Origin of the sequence: Streptomyces sp. NPDC088817 (genome assembly GCF_044750345.1) — a bacterium.
Taxonomy (GTDB): domain Bacteria; phylum Actinomycetota; class Actinomycetes; order Streptomycetales; family Streptomycetaceae; genus Streptomyces.
In genome coordinates, this window is record NZ_JBIVJN010000014.1 from 100,861 (window position 1) to 117,678 (window position 16,818).

General features: G+C 72.5%; 15 protein-coding genes. 10 read left to right on the forward strand and 5 right to left on the reverse strand.

Features of this window, described 5'->3' with window-relative positions; translation table 11 throughout:
- Positions 1–35 precede the first annotated feature (35 nt).
- Both ACIP4X_RS24770 and ACIP4X_RS24775 read left to right on the forward strand, forming a co-directional pair.
- Positions 36–770: a FadR/GntR family transcriptional regulator gene (locus ACIP4X_RS24770; RefSeq protein WP_401350740.1), complete on the forward strand. Its 735-nt coding sequence runs from the start codon at positions 36–38 to the stop codon at positions 768–770.
- A gap of 36 nt (positions 771–806) precedes the next feature.
- Positions 807–1,589: a cache domain-containing protein gene (locus tag ACIP4X_RS24775; RefSeq protein WP_358731729.1), complete on the forward strand. Its 783-nt coding sequence runs from the start codon at positions 807–809 to the stop codon at positions 1,587–1,589.
- A gap of 62 nt (positions 1,590–1,651) precedes the next feature.
- Here ACIP4X_RS24775 and ACIP4X_RS24780 read toward each other — a convergent pair whose 3' ends face one another.
- Complete coding sequence (locus ACIP4X_RS24780) at positions 1,652–2,323, reverse strand: hypothetical protein (RefSeq protein WP_358731727.1); 672 nt, start codon at positions 2,321–2,323, stop codon at positions 1,652–1,654.
- A gap of 226 nt (positions 2,324–2,549) precedes the next feature.
- Between ACIP4X_RS24780 and ACIP4X_RS24785 the strand changes: the two genes are divergently transcribed.
- A complete protein-coding gene (locus ACIP4X_RS24785; RefSeq protein WP_401350638.1) occupies positions 2,550–3,206 on the forward strand; it encodes a helix-turn-helix domain-containing protein in 657 nt (218 codons plus the stop codon).
- A 257-nt stretch (positions 3,207–3,463) separates the two neighbouring features.
- A complete protein-coding gene (locus tag ACIP4X_RS24790) occupies positions 3,464–3,694 on the forward strand; it encodes a hypothetical protein (protein WP_358731723.1) in 231 nt (76 codons plus the stop codon).
- Between the two features lie 11 nt (positions 3,695–3,705).
- On the opposite strand, the gene ACIP4X_RS24795 is transcribed toward ACIP4X_RS24790, so the two are convergent.
- Both ACIP4X_RS24795 and ACIP4X_RS24800 read right to left on the reverse strand, forming a co-directional pair.
- Positions 3,706–4,389 (reverse strand): 4'-phosphopantetheinyl transferase superfamily protein, encoded by a 684-nt coding sequence (locus tag ACIP4X_RS24795; RefSeq protein ID WP_358731722.1) that lies wholly within the window; start codon positions 4,387–4,389, stop codon positions 3,706–3,708.
- Positions 4,386–5,246, reverse strand: coding sequence for a metallophosphoesterase family protein (locus ACIP4X_RS24800; RefSeq protein WP_401350642.1), 861 nt, complete (start codon positions 5,244–5,246; stop codon positions 4,386–4,388). Before ACIP4X_RS24800 ends, ACIP4X_RS24795 begins: the two co-directional genes overlap by 4 nt.
- A 269-nt stretch (positions 5,247–5,515) precedes the next feature.
- On the opposite strand from ACIP4X_RS24800, the gene ACIP4X_RS24805 reads away from it, so the two are divergent.
- Positions 5,516–6,607: an ATP-grasp domain-containing protein gene (locus ACIP4X_RS24805; RefSeq protein WP_358731718.1), complete on the forward strand. Its 1,092-nt coding sequence runs from the start codon at positions 5,516–5,518 to the stop codon at positions 6,605–6,607.
- Positions 6,608–6,798: 191 nt separating this feature from the next.
- Positions 6,799–8,484: a carbohydrate binding domain-containing protein gene (locus ACIP4X_RS24810; protein WP_401350644.1), complete on the forward strand. Its 1,686-nt coding sequence runs from the start codon at positions 6,799–6,801 to the stop codon at positions 8,482–8,484.
- A gap of 191 nt (positions 8,485–8,675) precedes the next feature.
- On the opposite strand, the gene ACIP4X_RS24815 is transcribed toward ACIP4X_RS24810, so the two are convergent.
- Positions 8,676–10,013, reverse strand: coding sequence for a 6-phospho-beta-glucosidase (locus ACIP4X_RS24815; RefSeq protein WP_401350647.1), 1,338 nt, complete (start codon positions 10,011–10,013; stop codon positions 8,676–8,678).
- A 279-nt stretch (positions 10,014–10,292) separates the two neighbouring features.
- Between ACIP4X_RS24815 and ACIP4X_RS24820 the strand changes: the two genes are divergently transcribed.
- The 4 genes from ACIP4X_RS24820 to gnd all read left to right on the forward strand — a co-directional run bounded on the left by ACIP4X_RS24820 (position 10,293) and on the right by gnd (position 15,984).
- A complete protein-coding gene (locus ACIP4X_RS24820; RefSeq protein WP_358731713.1) occupies positions 10,293–11,705 on the forward strand; it encodes a glycoside hydrolase family 16 protein in 1,413 nt (470 codons plus the stop codon).
- A gap of 868 nt (positions 11,706–12,573) precedes the next feature.
- Complete coding sequence (gene zwf, locus ACIP4X_RS24825) at positions 12,574–14,121, forward strand: glucose-6-phosphate dehydrogenase (RefSeq protein ID WP_391458615.1); 1,548 nt, start codon at positions 12,574–12,576, stop codon at positions 14,119–14,121.
- A complete protein-coding gene (gene opcA / locus ACIP4X_RS24830; RefSeq protein WP_358731711.1) occupies positions 14,118–15,044 on the forward strand; it encodes a glucose-6-phosphate dehydrogenase assembly protein OpcA in 927 nt (308 codons plus the stop codon). Before zwf ends, opcA begins: the two co-directional genes overlap by 4 nt.
- 37 nt (positions 15,045–15,081) lie before the next feature.
- On the forward strand, positions 15,082–15,984 hold the full coding sequence (gene gnd, locus ACIP4X_RS24835) for a phosphogluconate dehydrogenase (NAD(+)-dependent, decarboxylating) (protein ID WP_401350742.1): 903 nt from the start codon (positions 15,082–15,084) through the stop codon (positions 15,982–15,984).
- A 169-nt stretch (positions 15,985–16,153) separates the two neighbouring features.
- Here the strand turns inward: gnd and ACIP4X_RS24840 are convergent, their stop codons facing one another.
- Positions 16,154–16,744: a TetR/AcrR family transcriptional regulator gene (locus ACIP4X_RS24840; RefSeq protein WP_401350650.1), complete on the reverse strand. Its 591-nt coding sequence runs from the start codon at positions 16,742–16,744 to the stop codon at positions 16,154–16,156.
- Positions 16,745–16,818: the final 74 nt, after the last annotated feature.

Here is a 16,818-nt window from a genome sequence, read left to right on the forward strand (position 1 = left end):
ACGTCGAGAACGGAGCCGGGGACCCACGCCGGACCGTGGACGCGGGTGGGGCCGGTGCCCGCAGGGTCGTCTTCGCGCCGGTCGAGAGCCGGGCGCGGGTGGACGCGGTGGTGCGCAGGATCGGCGACGCCATCGAACTCGGGCTGCTCGCGGAGGGGGAACAACTGCCTGGGGAGAGCGAACTGGCCGGGCAGCTCGGCGTGTCCACGGTGACCCTGCGGGAGGCACTGATGGCGCTGCGGCAGCAGGGTCTGGTCGTCACCCGGCGCGGGCGCGGCGGCGGCAGCTTCGTCTCTCTGCCCGAACTCCCGGGCGAGGAAAGGCTGAAGACCCGGCTGCGCGGCTGGAGCACGGAGGAGCTGCGCGACCTCAGCGACCACTGGGCCGCGCTGTCGGGGGCGGCGGCCGCACTCGCGGCCGAGCGCACCGAACCCGGCGATCTCGGCGGACTGCTGCGCACCGTCGAAGAGTTGGCGGGGGCCGGGGACGCGGCGGCCCGCAGCCGGGTCTACGGCCGGTTCCATGTGGAGCTGGCGGCGGCCGCCCAGTCCGCCCGGCTCACCCGGGAGCAGATCGCGCTCCAGACGGAGGTCGGCGCGCTGCTGTGTCTGGTGCTCGGCGACGACGAATATCGTGAAGAAGTCGCAGATCGTCATCGCGCCGTGGTCTCCGCCGTGCAGGATGGGGCCCGTGATCCGGCCCGTACGCTCGCCGAGCGATGCGTTCAGGAGTCGGCGGCGCGACTCATCGCCGTGCGGCTGGGCCTCTGACGACACGGCGCGCGGCCCTGTCCGCTGGAGGACGCCATGAGCACGAGCCGCGCAGGTGCCGGGGCGGCGACCGCGACACGCGAGGTGTGCGCCGGGGAGCGCGTCGCCGCGCGGGTGGGCCGCACCCTGGAGGCGGTCTTCGACGCGGTCGCCGGGATCCGCGCCGAGACGGCGGATCTGCTGGCGCGGGTGGCCGCCGGGGGCCGCGCACCGGTGAGCGCCGACCTCGCCGCGCTGCGACCGGGACTGCATCTGCGGCTGGCCCGCGAGGAGCTCGTGTCGGGGGCCGGTTTCGTCGCCGCGCCGGGGCTGCTGGCCGACGTGCCGGCCTGGCTGGAGTGGTGGCAGTGCACCGCGCGGGGGGATGTGCGGCCGTTGCTGCTCGACCTGGATCCGCGGCAGTCGGCGTACTCGGACTACACCCACTGGGACTGGTTCGCCCTGCCCCGTGACACCGGGCTGCGGGCCGTGGCCGGGCCCTACGTGGACTACTTGTGCTCCGACGAGTACAGCCTCACCCTGTCCGCGCCGGTCCAGGTGGCGGGCCGGTTCGCCGGGGTGGCCGCGGCGGACGTGTACCTACGGCACTTCGAGGGGGCCGTACTGCCCCTGCTGCGCGAGCTGCCCGGCCCCGCCCACCTGGTGAACGCCCGCGGCCGCGTGGCGGCCTCCGCCGACCCGGCCCATCTGGCCGGCTCCCTGACCAGGGGTCCGGACTTCTCCGCGGCGCTGGAGCGGGGCCACCCCGTGACCCACGCCGGAAAGCGGCTGATTCCGTGCCGGGGCGTACCGCTGATCCTGGTGATCGCGGCCTCGTGACCGCCCGGGAAGGGCCGGGGCGGCCCGGCGCCGTCGGCGACCTGAACGCCGACGGTGCCGGGTCACCCCTCCGGGGCCGTGACCACGCTCAGGTGGCCGGCCGGGCGGCGGGCCCGTCCCGGTCCGCGCCGGGCGGGCGCGGGACGGCGGGCCTCGCGAAGTACCAGCGTGAGGCGGGTGTAGCCGAGTTCCTGGAGGGTCGCCGGGGTCTCCTCGATGATGCGGCACTCGGTGGCGCCCCAGCGCGGGTCGGGGTGCAGCAGCGGACGCACCGCGCCGTCCGACACGACCGCCGTCTCGCCGACCGCGCGGATCCAGTGCGGCAGCCCCTGCCGGTAGGCGGCCTCCATGATGGGGTCCTCGGCGATGTCCTCGAGGATGGACTGGAGCCCGTGGTCGTGGCCGCTGCGTTCCACCGTGGCGGCGAAGTGCGCCAGCATCGGCAGGCACCAGCGCGACTCGTGCTCGCCGAGGACCGTGCCCGCGTCCGGGTGGAACAGGACGAACCGGAGGAAGTTGTCGCCCGGCATGGCCGTCGGATGCGGGCCGACACCCCGGAAGAGTGATGTGAAGGCGCTGTTCGTCAGGACCACGTCCCACGCCTGGTCGACGACGAGGGACGGGAAGGGGACGGCCTCCAGGAACGTGGTGTAGTCCCGGAGGTATGCCTGCGCCTCGGAACGAACGGGGACGGCCCGCGGCGCCGGCCGCGGCCCTCCTGCCTGATGTGCCATCGGGAGGTCACCCCTCTTGCCTCTGCGGCCTTCACGCGGCACCTTGATCCTGCTTCTCATCCATGAGGCGTGTCAACTATCGTGGCATTCCGCGCCGGTTGACGGCTGAAATTGGACACAATTGTGGCGAGACCTGGATGCGGGTTCGAACGACCGGTTACCCTCCGGGAAGTTCACGGCACCCCGCCTTTGTGAGAAGCCTGTGAGAGACGTAGGAGATCTGTCGGTGACGGATGGCATCGAGGATCCGGGCGCCACGGCCTCGGCCGCGCTGCCGGCCGTCGTCGCACGCGTCACCGCGCTGGCCGACCGGCTCGGCGTGCCCCAGGCGGAGGTCTTCCACGTCGACCGCCTCTCCGCGGCCTCCGGTGTGCCGGAGCCCGTGGTCAGAACCCTGCTCGGCGGCGGGTCCGCGGGCGAGCCGGACGTGCAGGCCCGCTTCCTGCAGCGGCTCGACCTGCTGCGCCGCACCCGGCTGAAGCCGAACGGACGCCGCTACACCCAGCAGGAGATCGCCGACGGCGCGGGCATGTCCCGGCAGCAGGCGGGCGCCCTCATCAACGGCGACCGGCGCCCCACGATGGAGCACTGCGACGCCATCCAGCGCTTCTTCCGGGTGCACGCCGGGTTCCTCACCGCCGAGGACCCCGAGGCCCTCGCCGGGGCCCTCCAGCACACCGAGCAGGAACTCCTCCAGCGGCTCGCCGACCGCGAGCGGGAGGTGGACACGGCGGCCGACGACCCGCTGGAGCGGCTGCTCCAGGACCACGGCGTGCGCGGGATCGCCTGGCGGGCCGCGCAACTTCCCACCGACCAGCACCGCGACAAGGTCGCCGAGTGGCTGGACATGCTTCTGGAGAGCGTCAAGCGCCCCGAGTCGTGATGCCTCGGAGTCACGTGTGGCTCGGCGGGGACGCGCGGCAAGTGCCGTACGTGGCCGACGGCTTCGTCCCCGCGCGGATCCGGGCGTCCCTCGGCCGTCCGGGGCGAGCCGAGTGGGGGAATCGGCGCGGAGCGCGAGGGCATTGTCAGTGGTGGGCGGCAAGCTGGAGGACGCGTCACCGCCGTGCGGAGGCGCCGTGCGCCGTCCGGGCGACCGGGCGGGCGAACGTGTGACGCCGAAACCGGGGAGAGCCGACCATGCCCACCGCCGTACTGACCGACCACGAACGCACCGCCGTCCAGGCCTATCTCAGGCTCCTGCACACGGTGCGCGCCGCCTTCGACGACGGCCCGCCGGGCGGCGGCCGCCCGCCGGTGGTCCCGCCCTCCGTGCTCGCCGAGGCGGAAGTGGCCCTGGCCCGGGCGGGCCTGACGGGCAACGAGGAGGAGTTCTTCCGGCTCCTGCACAGCTGGTGCCCCGGGCCGTGACGCCGTGACCCTCAGGCGCGCGGGACCGCAATCGCGGTGACCACCAGGTCCTGGTCAACGGTCCAGCGGCCCTCGAAGTGGCCGAGGCGCCGTCCGTCGACCACGGGCCCCGGGACGAGCAGCCGGGCGCGGAACTCACCGCGAGGAGCCGGGCCCGCGGTGGTGGTGCTCACCTCGATGTCCGCCTCCTCGAAGTCCAGCCACTTGCCGGTGAGCGGGAACCAGGCCTTGTAGACGGACTCCTTGGCGCTGAAGAGGAGCCGGTCCCAGTGCGTCCCGGGGTGCACCGCGTCCAGTTGCGCCAGACGCCGCTGCTCGGCGGGCAGGGCGATGGTGGACAGCACGCCGTCGGGGAGCGGGGCGTGGGGTTCGGCGTCGATGCCGAGGGAGGCCAGGTCGGTGGCGCGGACCAGGGCGGCGGCGCGGTAGCCGTCGCAGTGGGTCATGCTGCCGGTCAGCCCGTCCGGCCAGCGCGGGGCGCCCCGCTCGCCGGGCAGTACGGGCTGCGGCGGCACGCCGAGCTTCTCCATGGCCTGGCGGGCGCAGGCGCGCACACCGGCGAACTCGCGCCGGCGTTTGGCGACCGCCCGCGCCACCACCGCCTGCTCCTCGGGATGGAGCGGGGCGAGGTCGGTCCCGTCGTCGCCGTACGCCTCCACGGACACCACCGAGTCCGGCAGCAGGTCCTCGATCACCGGGTTCCGACCTCCAGGGGAAGTATGCGGCGCGGTCTGCCCGGCGGTGCCGAGCGCTTCCGCCATTCTCGGGGGTACCCGACCGACACCTCCTCGAAGCGGACGCCCTCGTGGTGGGTGGTCCGCGGGATGTGGAGGTGGCCGTAGACCATGGCGGCCACGCGGAACCTGCGGTGCCAGTCGGCGGTGCGCCGGGTGCCGCACCACATGGCGAACTCGGGGTACCACAGGACGTCCGTCGGGTGCCGGTGGAGCGGGTAGTGGTTGACGAGCACGGTCGGCAGGTCCTCGGGGATCTCCGCGAGCCTGCGCTCGGTCTCCGCGACCCTGGCCGCGCACCAGGCCTCACGGCTCGGATACGGGTCCGGGTGCAGCAGGAACTCGTCCGAGCAGACGACGCCGGTGCCGTGCGCGTAGGCCAGTCCCTCGTCCTTGGTCGCGCAGCCGGCCGGCAGGAAGGAGTAGTCGTACAGCAGGAACAGCGGCGCCACGGCCACCGGGCCGCCGGGTCCCTCCCAGACGGGATAGGGGTCCTCGGGGGTCGTCACGCCCAGTTCGCGGCAGAGTTCGACCAGGTGCTCGTAGCGGGCGACGCCGCGCAGGGTGACGGTGTCGCTCGGATGGGTCCACAGTTCGTGGTTGCCCGGGGCCCAGACCACCTTGCGGAACCGGCTCGCCAGCGTCTTCAGGGCCCAGCGGATGTCCGCGACGGTCTCGGCGACGTCCCCGGCGACGATCAGCCAGTCGTCGTCCCGCTCGGGCGCCATCCGCTCGACCAGGGCCCGGTTCTCGCTGTAGCCGATGTGCATGTCGCTGATGGCGAGCAGCCGCCCGGCCCCACCGGCCTCTTCCGTCACTTCTCGCCCCCTGTCACCCACCTGATGGGCACCACAAGAACACATCCGGCGGCACGGAGACAAGCGCGTCCGGGAGCGGTCACGGACGCGGGCCGGCGGTGGACCGACCGTGTCCGCGAGTGGCACGACCCGCTCTGCGGAGGTCGTATGATCGCCCCAACACCGCCGCCTCAACTCCCTTTCGCGCAGGGCGGCTTGGTGTCCCTCCTTCCCCTCTGGCCGGGCTCGGCCGGCTTCGCCCTGCCCGCGACCCCCGAAAGGCGGCCCGCATGGTCTCCCGCGTACGCGTCTGGCTCAACCGCACGTACGCGGAGAACGTGTTCTTCATGGATCAGCTCCGGAGAAACCCCGGTGACCGGGCCGTCGAGATCCATGCCACGCACGGCGACGCCGACTCGCCCGTACTGGCCGCCGCTGACACCGCCGAGCTGGAACCGGAGGGTCTTTCCTCGGCCGGCTATGTCGAGTACGCCCTCGACCAGTGTGCGCGGCGCGGTATCGACGTGTTCGTGCCGCGGTTGAACCAGGCCGCGATCGTGGCGCACCGCGCCGACTTCGCGGCGGTGGGCACCGTGCTGCTCGCGCCGACGCCGGAAGCGGTGGCCGTCTTCGCGGACAAGGCGACGGCGTACGAGGCGGCCCGGTCGATCGGCGTGCCGGTGCCGCCGTGGTGGCGGGTCCGTACGGCAAGCGAACTCATCACGGCTGTCACGGAGTTGGAGAAGTCCGGGCATCTGGCGTGCTTCAAGCCCGCAGCCGGCGCCGGCGGCGTCGGCTTCCGCGTCATCACACGCGCGCCCTTCTCGCTGCGGCAGTTGAGCGGCTTCCCCGGACCGCACGTCCCGCTGGACCTGGTCCTGCGGGCCCTGGAACAGGCGGACGGTCCGGTGGACTGGCTGGTGATGCCCCGGCTGGAGCAGCCGGAGGTGTCGGTCGACTGCCTGACCGGTCCGGACAACCGGATCCGGCTGGCCGTGGGCCGCACCAAGAACGGCCGCCGCCGCGGTTTCACGCTGCACGAGCAGTGGCTGGAGCCCGCCCGGCGGATCGCGGAGGGCTTCGGGCTGCACTATCTGTCCAACATCCAGTTCCGGATGTACGGCGACCGCCCGGTGCTCCTCGACGTGAACCCGCGCCCGGCGGGCGGACTGCACCAGCTCGCGCAGTGCGGGATCAACGCCCCCTGGGCCGCCGTGCGGTTGGCGCTCGGTGAGGATCCCGGGGTGGTGGCGCCGCCGTTCCTCGGACAGGACTACACGGTGGTGTCGGGGCCGCGTCCGCTGCGGCCCGAGGCGATGGTCCGGCCGCGGCACGGGATACCCGCACAGCCCACGGCGGCCCGCACGGCGGCTCCGGCATAGCGGCCCGCACGGCGGCTCCGGGAGTCCGGCGCGGAGCCCGCCCCGGACTGGTAGGGACCAATCACGGCGTCATGTCTTGACACCCGGATTGGTCCATACCAACTTGGTTGCGCACCTCCCGCACGGTCTCGCCGTGCATCCCACTGCATCTCTGCACCTCCCGAACGCCCCCATATCTTCAGGGAGATAGCGTGCGCGACACACTGAGACGTCCCGGACGTCGGCTCCTCGCCCTGCTCGGCTCCGCGGCCCTGGCGCTTGCCGGTGCCATCGCCCTGCCCGGCACGGCCCACGCGGCCAACATCCTGAACAACCCCGGCTTCGAGTCGGGCGGCCTCTCCCCCTGGACCTGCACCGGCAACCTCGGTTCGGTCGTCTCCTCCCCCGTGCACGGCGGCTCCAAGGCCCTAGCCGGCGCGGTGACGTCGAGCGACACCGCCCAGTGCAGCCAGACCGTCCCGGTCCAGCCGAACACGACGTACAAGCTCAGCGGCTGGGTGCGCGGCTCCTACGTCTACCTCGGCGTCGACGGCGGCGCCTCGACCTGGACCTCGTCCCCGTCGGCGTACAGCCAGCTGACGGTCTCCTTCACCACCGGCGCCGGCCAGACCAGCGCGAACGTCTACGTCCACGGCTGGTACGCGCAGGGCACCTACTACGCCGACGACATCAGCCTGGACGGCCCCGGCGGCGGTGGCGGCGACACCCAGGCGCCGACCGCGCCGACGGGCCTGACCTCCACCGGCAAGACGTCCTCCAGCGTGTCGCTCAAGTGGAACGCGGCCACGGACAACGTGGGTGTGACGGCGTACGACGTCTACAGCGGTTCCGGCCAGGTGCTGAGCGTCTCCGGTACGACGGCCACGGTGAACGGCCTGTCGCCCAGCACCTCCTACACCTTCACGGTCAAGGCGCGCGACGCCGCCGGGAACGTCTCCGGCGCCTCGAACGCCGTCACGGTCACCACGGACGCCGGCAGCGGCGGCGGCACCAGCGGCTTCAAGCAGGCGGCTCCGTATCTGTACGAGGGCTGGGGCAGCCCGCCGAGCCCCACCTCGGTGATGAGCGCGACCGGCATCAAGTGGTTCACGATGGCGTTCGTGCTCGACTCGGGCGGCTGCACCCCGTCCTGGGACAGCCAGCGCCCGCTGACCGGTGGCGTCGACCAGACCGCCATCAACCAGATCCGCTCGGCGGGCGGCGACATCGTCCCCTCGTTCGGCGGCTGGAGCGGCAACAAGCTCGGCGCCAACTGCTCCTCCGCCAGCGCGCTCGCCGGGGCGATCCAGAAGGTGATCAGCGCCTACGGCCTGAAGGCGATCGACATGGACATCGAGAACTCTGACGAGTTCGAGAACGAGGCCGTGCAGGCCAAGATCCTCACCGCGTTGAAGACCGTCAAGGCCAACAACCCCGGCCTGAAGACGATCGTGACCTTCGGCACCTCGACGACCGGGCCCACCTACTACGGCAACCGGCTCATCGAGCAGGCCAAGTCGCTGAACGCGGACATCGACGTCTTCACCATCATGCCGTTCGACTTCGGCGGCGGTGCGGACATGTACGGCAACACGGTGAACGCGGCCGAGGGCCTGAAGGCCAAGCTGAAGTCGACCTTCGGCTGGGACGACGCCACCGCCTACTCCCACATCGGCATCTCCGGCATGAACGGCCTGTCCGACCAGCAGGAGAACACGACCACGGCGATCTGGACGAGTGTCCGCGACTGGGCCAACAGCCACCACATCGCCCGGCTCGCCTTCTGGTCGGTCAACCGCGACCGGCCGTGCCCGGGCGGCGGCGTGGCGGAGAACTGCTCCGGCATCAGCCAGAACAACTGGCAGTTCACCTCCATCACCGCGGGCTTCACGGGCTGAGCGCCCGCGCCTGACACCCCGCGCGGGACGTCGTCCGGAACTTCTTCCGGAAATTTTCCGCCCGGGGTGTATCAGGGCCCCGACCAGCGACTCTCAAGGGTGGGGGGAACGGGGAAAACGGGGGACCACCGGGGGAACGGGGGACGGCGCGGTCGGTCGCACTACGGGGGAGCGACCGACCGCCCGGCGCTCTATTTGAGGTACGCCAGGCCCGGATGGACGGCGAGGTAGCCGTCGACGAGGCGGCGGGCCACGTTCACGGAGTCGACCAGCGGGTGCAGCGCGAAGGCCTTCACGGCCGTCGCGCGGGAGCCCGACCCGGCCGCGGCGAGCACCTCGCGCTCGACCGCCTTGACCGCGCAGACCAGTCCGGTCGCGTGCCCGGGCAGCGGATCCACCGAGACCGGGTGCGCGCCGCCGGCGTCGACCAGGCAGGGCACCTCGATGACGGCCTCCGTGTCCAGCACCGAAAGGGTGCCCCGGTTGCGGACGTTGAGGATGAGCGTGGTGCGCTCGTCGCGTGCGATGGCCCGCATCAGGGCGAGGGCGACCTTCTCGTAGCCGCCGGAGAGGTCGTCGGCCTCCCGCTCCCCCGCCCCCGCCGTCTCGCGGTTCTCCGCCATGTAGGTGGCCTCGCGCTCGGCCCGCGTGCGGTTCCAGGCCGGGAGGGCGGCGGCCTTCGGGTCCCGCAACTCCTCGTAGAACCCGGCCTGCTGGTCGCGCAGGAAGGCACCGCGGGTCTTCCCCGGCCCCCGGTGAGCCTCTACGGCCTCGCGGTTGAAGTAGTAGTAGTGCAGGTACTCGTTGGGGATCGCGCCCAGCGACCGGAGCCAGTCCGCGCCGAAGAGCCTGCCCTCCTCGAAGGAGCCGAGCAGTTCGGAGTCGGCGAGCAGGCGCGGGAGTTGGTCGCGGCCGGCCACACGCAGTCCGCGCACCCAGCCGAGGTGGTTGAGGCCTACGTAGTCGATCCACGCCCGCCCCGGGTCCGCGCCGAGCACGCGGGCGACTCGCCGCCCGAGGCCGACCGGCGAGTCGCAGATGCCGATCACCCGGTCGCCGAGATGCCGGGACATGGCCTCGGTGACCAGTCCGGCCGGGTTGGTGAAGTTGATGACCCAGGCGTCGGGCGCCAGCCGGGCCACCCGACGGGCGATCTCGACGGCGACGGGCACGGTGCGCAGTCCGTAGGCGATGCCGCCCGCGCCGACCGTCTCCTGGCCGAGCACCCCCTCGGCGAGCGCCACCCGTTCGTCCTGCGCGCGCCCCTCCAGGCCGCCGACCCGGATGGCGGAGAACACGAAGTCGGCGCCGCGCAGGGCCTCGTCCAGGTCGGTGGTGGCCCGCACCACCGGTGCGTCCGGTACCCCGGCGGCCTGTTCGGCCAGCACCCTGCCGACCGCGGACAGCCGCCCGGCGTCCAGGTCGTGCAGGACGACCTCGGTGACCCGGCCCTCGGCGCGGTCGGCGAGCAGTGCCCCGTACACCAGCGGCACACGGAATCCGCCGCCGCCCAGAATCGTCAGCCTCACGCCTGCACCCTACGTCCCGCCCCGCCCCCGGAGGCGGCGAGGCGGGGCGGGGACACGTCGGACGTCCCTTCTGTTGGGGTGAAGCCTTGAACTCCCGTTCCACGCAAGGACTTTCTTCGTTTTAACTCTTGACGGTGGCGGAGCCCGGGGGCACATTGGCCGCGCACACATCGATGAGAGCGCTCTCAGGACCTCCCCGCAGCGCACTCTCAAGACCTCCCCGTACACGTTCGAGCACGGCATCGAGCACCCCCACTCCGTACCCGAGAGGCACCCCCCATGAGTGAACCCCCCGTCACGCCCGCCGCCACCCGTCGCAGACGTTCCGTGCGGCGCGCGCTCGTCGCCGCCCTCGGCACGCTCGGCCTGGCGGCGGCCGCCGCCACCGTCGGGACCCTGCCCGCGAACGCCTCCGCCCCCGCGCCCCCGTCGGGCTGGACCCAGGTCTTCCTCGACGAGTTCGACGGCCCGGCCGGCAGTGGCGTCAACACCTCCAACTGGCAGTACGACACCGGTACTTCCTACCCGGGCGGCGCCGCCAACTGGGGTACCGGCGAGATCGAGACGATGACGTCCAGCACCAGCAACGTCGCCCTCGACGGCAACGGCAACCTGCTCATCACGCCGCGCCGGGACGGCGCCGGCAAATGGACCTCGGGCCGCATCGAGACCAAGCGCACCGACTTCCAGCCGCCGGCCGGCGGCAAGCTGCGCGTGCAGGCCCGCGTCCAGATGCCCAACGTCACCGGCGCCGCCGCCAAGGGGTACTGGCCCGCCTTCTGGATGCTGGGCGCGCCCTTCCGCGGCAACTACTGGAACTGGCCCGGCGTCGGCGAGCTGGACATCATGGAGAACGTCCAGGGTCTCAACACCAACTGGGCGACCATGCACTGCGGCACCAACCCCGACGGGCCGTGCAAGGAGACGACGGGCCTCGGCGGTTCGACCTCGTGCACGGGCAGCACCTGCCAGGCCGGGTTCCACACGTACGCCATGGAGTGGGACAGGTCGACCAGCCCCGAGCAGATCCGCTTCTACGTCGACGGCGTCAACTTCCACACCGTGCGGTCCAGCGACATGGACGCGGCGACCTGGGCCAACGCCACCAACCACGGGTACTTCGTCATCCTCAACGTGGCGATGGGCGGCGGCTTCCCCGGCGCGTTCGGCGGCGGCCCGGACAGCGGCACCGACCCCGGCCACCCGATGACCGTGGACTACGTGCAGGTGCTCCAGTCCTCCGGCGGTGGGAGCGGTACCACACCTCCGCCGTCCGGCAACCGGGACGCCTACAGCCCCATCCAGGCCGAGTCCTACGACAGCCAGAACGGCGTCATCACCGAGACGACCACCGACACCGGCGGCGGCCAGAACATCGGCGCCATCGCGAACGGCGACTGGGTCCTCTACAAGGGCGTGAACTTCGGCTCCACCGCGGCCCGGCAGTTCTACGCGCGGGTCGCCAGCGGCGCGGCGCCCGGGGTCAGCGGACTGGTCGAGGTACGCCTGGACAATCGCGGCAACGCCCCCGTCGGCAGCTTCGCGCTGGCCAGCACCGGAGGCTGGCAGTCCTGGACGACGGTCCCGGCGAACATCAGTCCGGTGACCGGCACCCACGACGTGTACCTCACCTTCAGCAGCGGCCAGCCGGCGGACTTCGTGAACGTCAACTGGTTCGACTTCGGTCACTGACCGGCGCACTGGACCGGCCACCGGGGCTCCACGCACACGCGTGGGGCCCCGGTGGCGTTTCGTGGGCGAGGGCGCGTCGCGGGGCGGAGGCGTGATCCGGGGCCGTTTGTCGCCGGTGCCCGCACGTCGCGTGCATGATCCGAACGGGGCATGGAAGACGCTCACTGTGACCGGAGCGGTCCTGTCCGCGACAGTCCCGGAGCCCCGGTCCGCCCGTGGGCGCGGGCGGATCCGCGGATCGAGGTGAGGGATCCCCCGTACGAGGACACCCTGTATTACGAGGACACCTCGCAGACGGACGAACCGGGCGCGCCGGACACGGTGATCACCGGCCGCAGGGCGATCCGCCGGACGCGGTGGCCAGGCCCCTCGACAGCAAGGGAGTTGACGCGGAATGAGCAAGAAGCCCACCGAGGCGGCGGCGCATGCCTCCCGTGCGGCGGACTCCGGCCCACCGGCCGCCCGCGGCCGGGCACCCACCGCGGCCGCGAAGCCCACGCCCCCGAGCGCCGGCCCCACGGACAGCGGGGCACCGGCGGCGACGCACACCCGGACGCCGGGGCCGGGGGCGGCGGCCCCCGCGGGGACCGCGGCCCACGCTGCTGCCGCCACCCCTGAGACCGCGGCCCCCGCTCCCGCCGCGCCCACTGGAACCGCGGCCCCCACTGCCGCCACCACTGAGACCGCAGCACCCACTGCCGCAGCCTCCACTGAGACCGCGGCCCCCACTGCCGCCACCCCTGAGACCGCGGCCAACGCCGGGGCAGCCCCCGCTGGGAGCGCGACGCCCGCTGCCGCCACCCCCACTGAGACCCGCGCCCCCACTGAGACCGCGGCCCCCGGCTCCAAGAAGGACCGGGCGCCCGGTGTGCGGGTGCCGGTGGGGGCGGCCGCCGACTGGGTGAATCCGCTGCGTGACCCCCGGGACCGGCGGCTGCCGCGGATCGCGGGGCCGTCCGGGCTGGTGATCTTCGGCGTCACCGGGGACCTGTCCCGCAAGAAGCTGATGCCGGCCGTCTACGACCTGGCCAACCGCGGACTGCTGCCCCCGGGCTTCTCCCTGGTCGGCTTCGCCCGGCGGGACTGGGAGGACCAGGACTTCGCCGAGGTGGTGCACGACGCCGTCAAGCAGCACGCGCGCACCCCGTTCCGCGAGGAGGTCTGGCAGCAGCTCTCCGAGGGCATGCGGTTCGTCCCCGGCGACTTCGACGACGACACGGCGTTCAAGCACCTGCGCGCGGCGGTGGAGGACCTGGACTCCTCCCGCGGCACGGGCGGCAACTTCGCCTTCTACCTCTCCGTACCGCCGAAGTTCTTCCCCAAGGTCGTGAAGCAGCTGAAGAAGCACGGGCTGGCGGAGGGGCCGCGGGACTCCTGGCGGCGTGCGGTCATCGAAAAGCCGTTCGGTCACGATCTCGCCAGCGCCCGGGAGCTGAACCGGATCGTGCACGAGGTTTTCGACCCGGAGCAGGTCTTCCGCATCGACCACTACCTGGGCAAGGAGACCGTCCAGAACATCCTGGCCCTGCGCTTCGCCAACCAGATGTACGAGCCAGTCTGGAACCGGTCCTTCGTGGACCATGTCCAGATCACCATGGCCGAGGACATCGGCATCGGCGGCCGCGCCGGCTACTACGACGGCATCGGCGCCGCCCGCGACGTCATCCAGAACCACCTGCTGCAACTCATGGCGCTCACCGCGATGGAGGAACCCATCGCCTTCGACGCCGAGGCGCTGCTCACCGAGAAGCTCAAGGTGCTGAAGTCGGTGCGGCTGCCCGAGGACCTGGGCGCCCACACCGTGCGCGCCCAGTACGCGAAGGGCTGGCAGGGCGGCGGGCAGGTCGTCGGCTACCTCCAGGAGGACGGCATCGACCCACGGTCGAGGACCGACACGTACGCGGCGCTGCGCCTGGAGATCGCCAACCGCCGCTGGGCCGGTGTCCCGTTCTATCTGCGCGCCGGAAAGCGCCTGGGCCGCCGGGTCACCGAGATCGCGGTCGTCTTCCAGCGGGCCCCGCACTCCCCCTTCGACTCCACCGCCACCGAGGAGCTGGGCGAGAACGCGATCGTGATCCGCGTCCAGCCGGACGAGGGCATGACGGTCAGGTTCGGCTCGAAGGTGCCGGGCACCTCCATGGAGATCCGGGACGTGACGATGGACTTCGCCTACGGCGAGTCCTTCACGGAGTCCAGCCCGGAGGCGTACGAACGCCTCATCCTGGACGTACTGCTCGGCGACGCGAACCTGTTCCCGCGCCCCCAGGAGGTCGAGGAGTCGTGGAAGATCCTCGACCCGGTGGAGGCGTACTGGGACGACCACGGAAGGCCGGCGCAGTACCCGGCGGGCACCTGGGGTCCGCCGCAAGCCGACGAGATGCTCGCACGAGACGGACGGAGCTGGCGCAGGCCATGAAGATCGACCTGACCGACACCACCGCAGGAGAGATCAACAACGCGCTGGTACGGGGCCGCCGCGACATCGGCACCCCCGCCGTGGGCATGGTCCTGACGATGGTGATCGTCACGGACGAGGAGAACGCCTACGACTCGCTGAAGGCCGCCGAGGAAGCCTCGCGCGAGCACCCCTCGCGCACCCTGCTCGTCATCAGGCGGCACGTCCGCACCCTGCGCGACCGCACGCACTCCCGGCTGGACGCGGAGGTACGGGTGGGCTCCGAGGCGGGTACGGGCGAGACGGTCGTGCTGCGCACCTACGGCGAGGTGTCCGAGCACGCCGACTCGGTGGTGCTGCCGCTGCTGCTGCCGGACGCGCCGGTCGTCGTCTGGTGGCCGGTGGACGCGCCCGGGAACCCGGCGCAGGATCCGCTGGGCAGGCTGGCGCAGCGCAGGATCACCGACCTGTACGCCGTGGAGCGCCCGCTGGAGATCCTGCAGGCGCGCGCCCGTACCTACGCTCCCGGCGACACCGACCTCGCCTGGACCCGGCTCACCCTCTGGCGTTCGATGCTGGCCGCGGCCCTGGACCAGGCCCGGGTGCGGGTGACCTCGGCGGCCGTGGAGGCCGAGGCGGACAACCCGAGCGCGGAGCTGCTGGCCCGCTGGCTGGAGGCCCGGCTCGGCGTGAGGGCGGACCGCGTGGTGACCGCCGGCCCGGTCGTCACGGCCGTACGGCTGGGCACCGACAACGGAGAGATCGTCATCGACAGGCCCGAGGGCCCGCTGGCCACGCTGAGCCTGCCGGGCCAGCCGCCGCGCACCCTCGCCCTGAAGGTCCGTCCTCTGTCCGAGCTCATCGCCGAGGAACTGCGCCGCCTCGACGCCGACGAGATGTACGCCGTCGCGCTGCGCGGCGAGGGCGCCAAGGAGACCGTCTGAATGTCCGACATCCAGGAAGTGAGCTGAGATGGCATCGATGCAGTTGGGTCTCGTCGGCCTCGGCAAGATGGGCGGCAACATGCGGGAACGCCTCCGCCACGCCGGCCTCACCGTGGTGGGCTACGACCGCAATCCGGAGCTGTCCGACGTGGACGGCCTGGTCGAGCTCGTGGACCGGCTGGAGGCGCCGCGCACGGTCTGGGTGATGGTGCCGGCCGGCGCGGCCACCCAGGGGGCCATCGACCAGCTGGCGACCCTGCTCAAGCCCGGCGACATCGTCGTCGACGGCGGCAACTCCCGGTGGACGGACGACGAGAAGCACGCCAAGCAGTTGCACGCGCGGGGCATCGGCTTCGTCGACGCGGGCGTCTCGGGAGGCGTGTGGGGGCTGAAGAACGGCTACGCGCTGATGGTGGGCGGCGACGAGGAGCACGTCCGGTGGCTGAAGCCGATCTTCGACGCGCTCAAGCCGGAGGGCCCGTACGGCTTCGTGCACGCGGGCAAGGTGGGCGCGGGGCACTTCGCGAAGATGGTCCACAACGGCATCGAGTACGCGATGATGCAGGCCTACGCCGAGGGCTGGGAGCTCCTCGAGTCGGTGGACTCGGTCACCGACGTGCGTGAGGTGTTCCGCTCCTGGACGCAGGGCACCGTCATCCGCTCCTGGCTGCTGGACCTCGCCGTCGACGCCCTGGACGACGACGAGCACCTGAAGAAGCTGCGCGGCTACGCGGAGGACTCCGGCGAGGGCCGCTGGACGGTGGAGGCGGGCATCGACCACGCCGTGCCGATGCCGGCGATCACCGCCGCCCTCTTCGCCCGCTTCGCCTCCCGTCAGGACGACTCCCCCCAGATGAAGATGGTCGCGGCCCTGCGCAACCAGTTCGGCGGCCACGCGGTGGAGGCGACGACCCCGACGAACGAGCTGAAGAAGACCTGAGCCCGGCCCGCCGCGCCCGCACGCCCGGACCTGCGGGCCGCCGCGCCGCCAGGGACCGGGGGCACGCTCGCGGGTCGCGGCGCCGCGGATTCCGGGGTGTCGCGCCGCCGTCGGGTACTGCCGGAGCTTCGAGACGCCGTGCCGCGGTCCGGGGGCGGCTGGGACGCGGTCAGCGGGCCGCGGCCGCGTCCAGGAGCGGGGCCAGTTCGCGGGCCACCGTCCGCAAGGGGCGTACGTCGCCCTCGGCGCGGGAGAGGATGATCGCGCCTTCCAGGGAGCTGATCATCAGGGTGGCCAGGGGCTCGGCCCGTTCGGACGGTACGCCCATGCTTGTCAGCGCCTCGGCGACCGGCGCCCGCCAGGCCGTGAACGCGGCGGCGGTCGCCTCCCGGGTGGAGGAGCGGGTCGAGGCGCAGTCCACCGTCGCAGCGGCGACCGGGCAGCCCGACAGGGAGCCGGCCGTCTCGTACTCGTCGGTCCACTGCCCGACCATCGCGGCGAACAGCCCGCCCGGCGTGGGCTCGGCCATGCCCGCCATGAAGCGCGCGACGCGCCGCCCCGCGTACCGGCCGGCCCACGCCACGGCCTCGTTGACCAGTTGCTCCTTGCCGCCCGGGAAGTAGTGCTGGAGGGATCCGCGGGGCGCCCCGGCATGGGCGGCCACCTCCCGCATCCCCGTCGCGCCCACGCCGTCACGCCGGATGAGCTGGGCCGCGCTGAACACCATCCGCTCGCGCGGCCCCCGCTCGGTGCCCGTCATCGTCGGCCTCCCGGCTCCGTACGCGTCTCGCGCCCCACCCTATGACCGCCGTCATGAGCGGCGCTACTATGACC

Bases quoted from the DNA above. Each gene is read 5' to 3' on its own strand.
- ACIP4X_RS24775 (WP_358731729.1), top strand. From the start codon at position 807: ATGAGCACGAGCCGCGCAGGTGCCGGGGCGGCGACCGCGACACGCGAG.
- ACIP4X_RS24780 (WP_358731727.1), bottom strand. From the start codon at position 2,323: ATGGCACATCAGGCAGGAGGGCCGCGGCCGGCGCCGCGGGCCGTCCCC.
- opcA (WP_358731711.1), top strand. From the start codon at position 14,118: ATGAAGATCGACCTGACCGACACCACCGCAGGAGAGATCAACAACGCG.
- ACIP4X_RS24805 (WP_358731718.1), top strand. From the start codon at position 5,516: ATGGTCTCCCGCGTACGCGTCTGGCTCAACCGCACGTACGCGGAGAAC.
- ACIP4X_RS24790 (WP_358731723.1), top strand. From the start codon at position 3,464: ATGCCCACCGCCGTACTGACCGACCACGAACGCACCGCCGTCCAGGCC.
- ACIP4X_RS24840 (WP_401350650.1), bottom strand. From the start codon at position 16,744: ATGACGGGCACCGAGCGGGGGCCGCGCGAGCGGATGGTGTTCAGCGCG.
- gnd (WP_401350742.1), top strand. From the start codon at position 15,082: ATGCAGTTGGGTCTCGTCGGCCTCGGCAAGATGGGCGGCAACATGCGG.
- ACIP4X_RS24820 (WP_358731713.1), top strand. From the start codon at position 10,293: ATGAGTGAACCCCCCGTCACGCCCGCCGCCACCCGTCGCAGACGTTCC.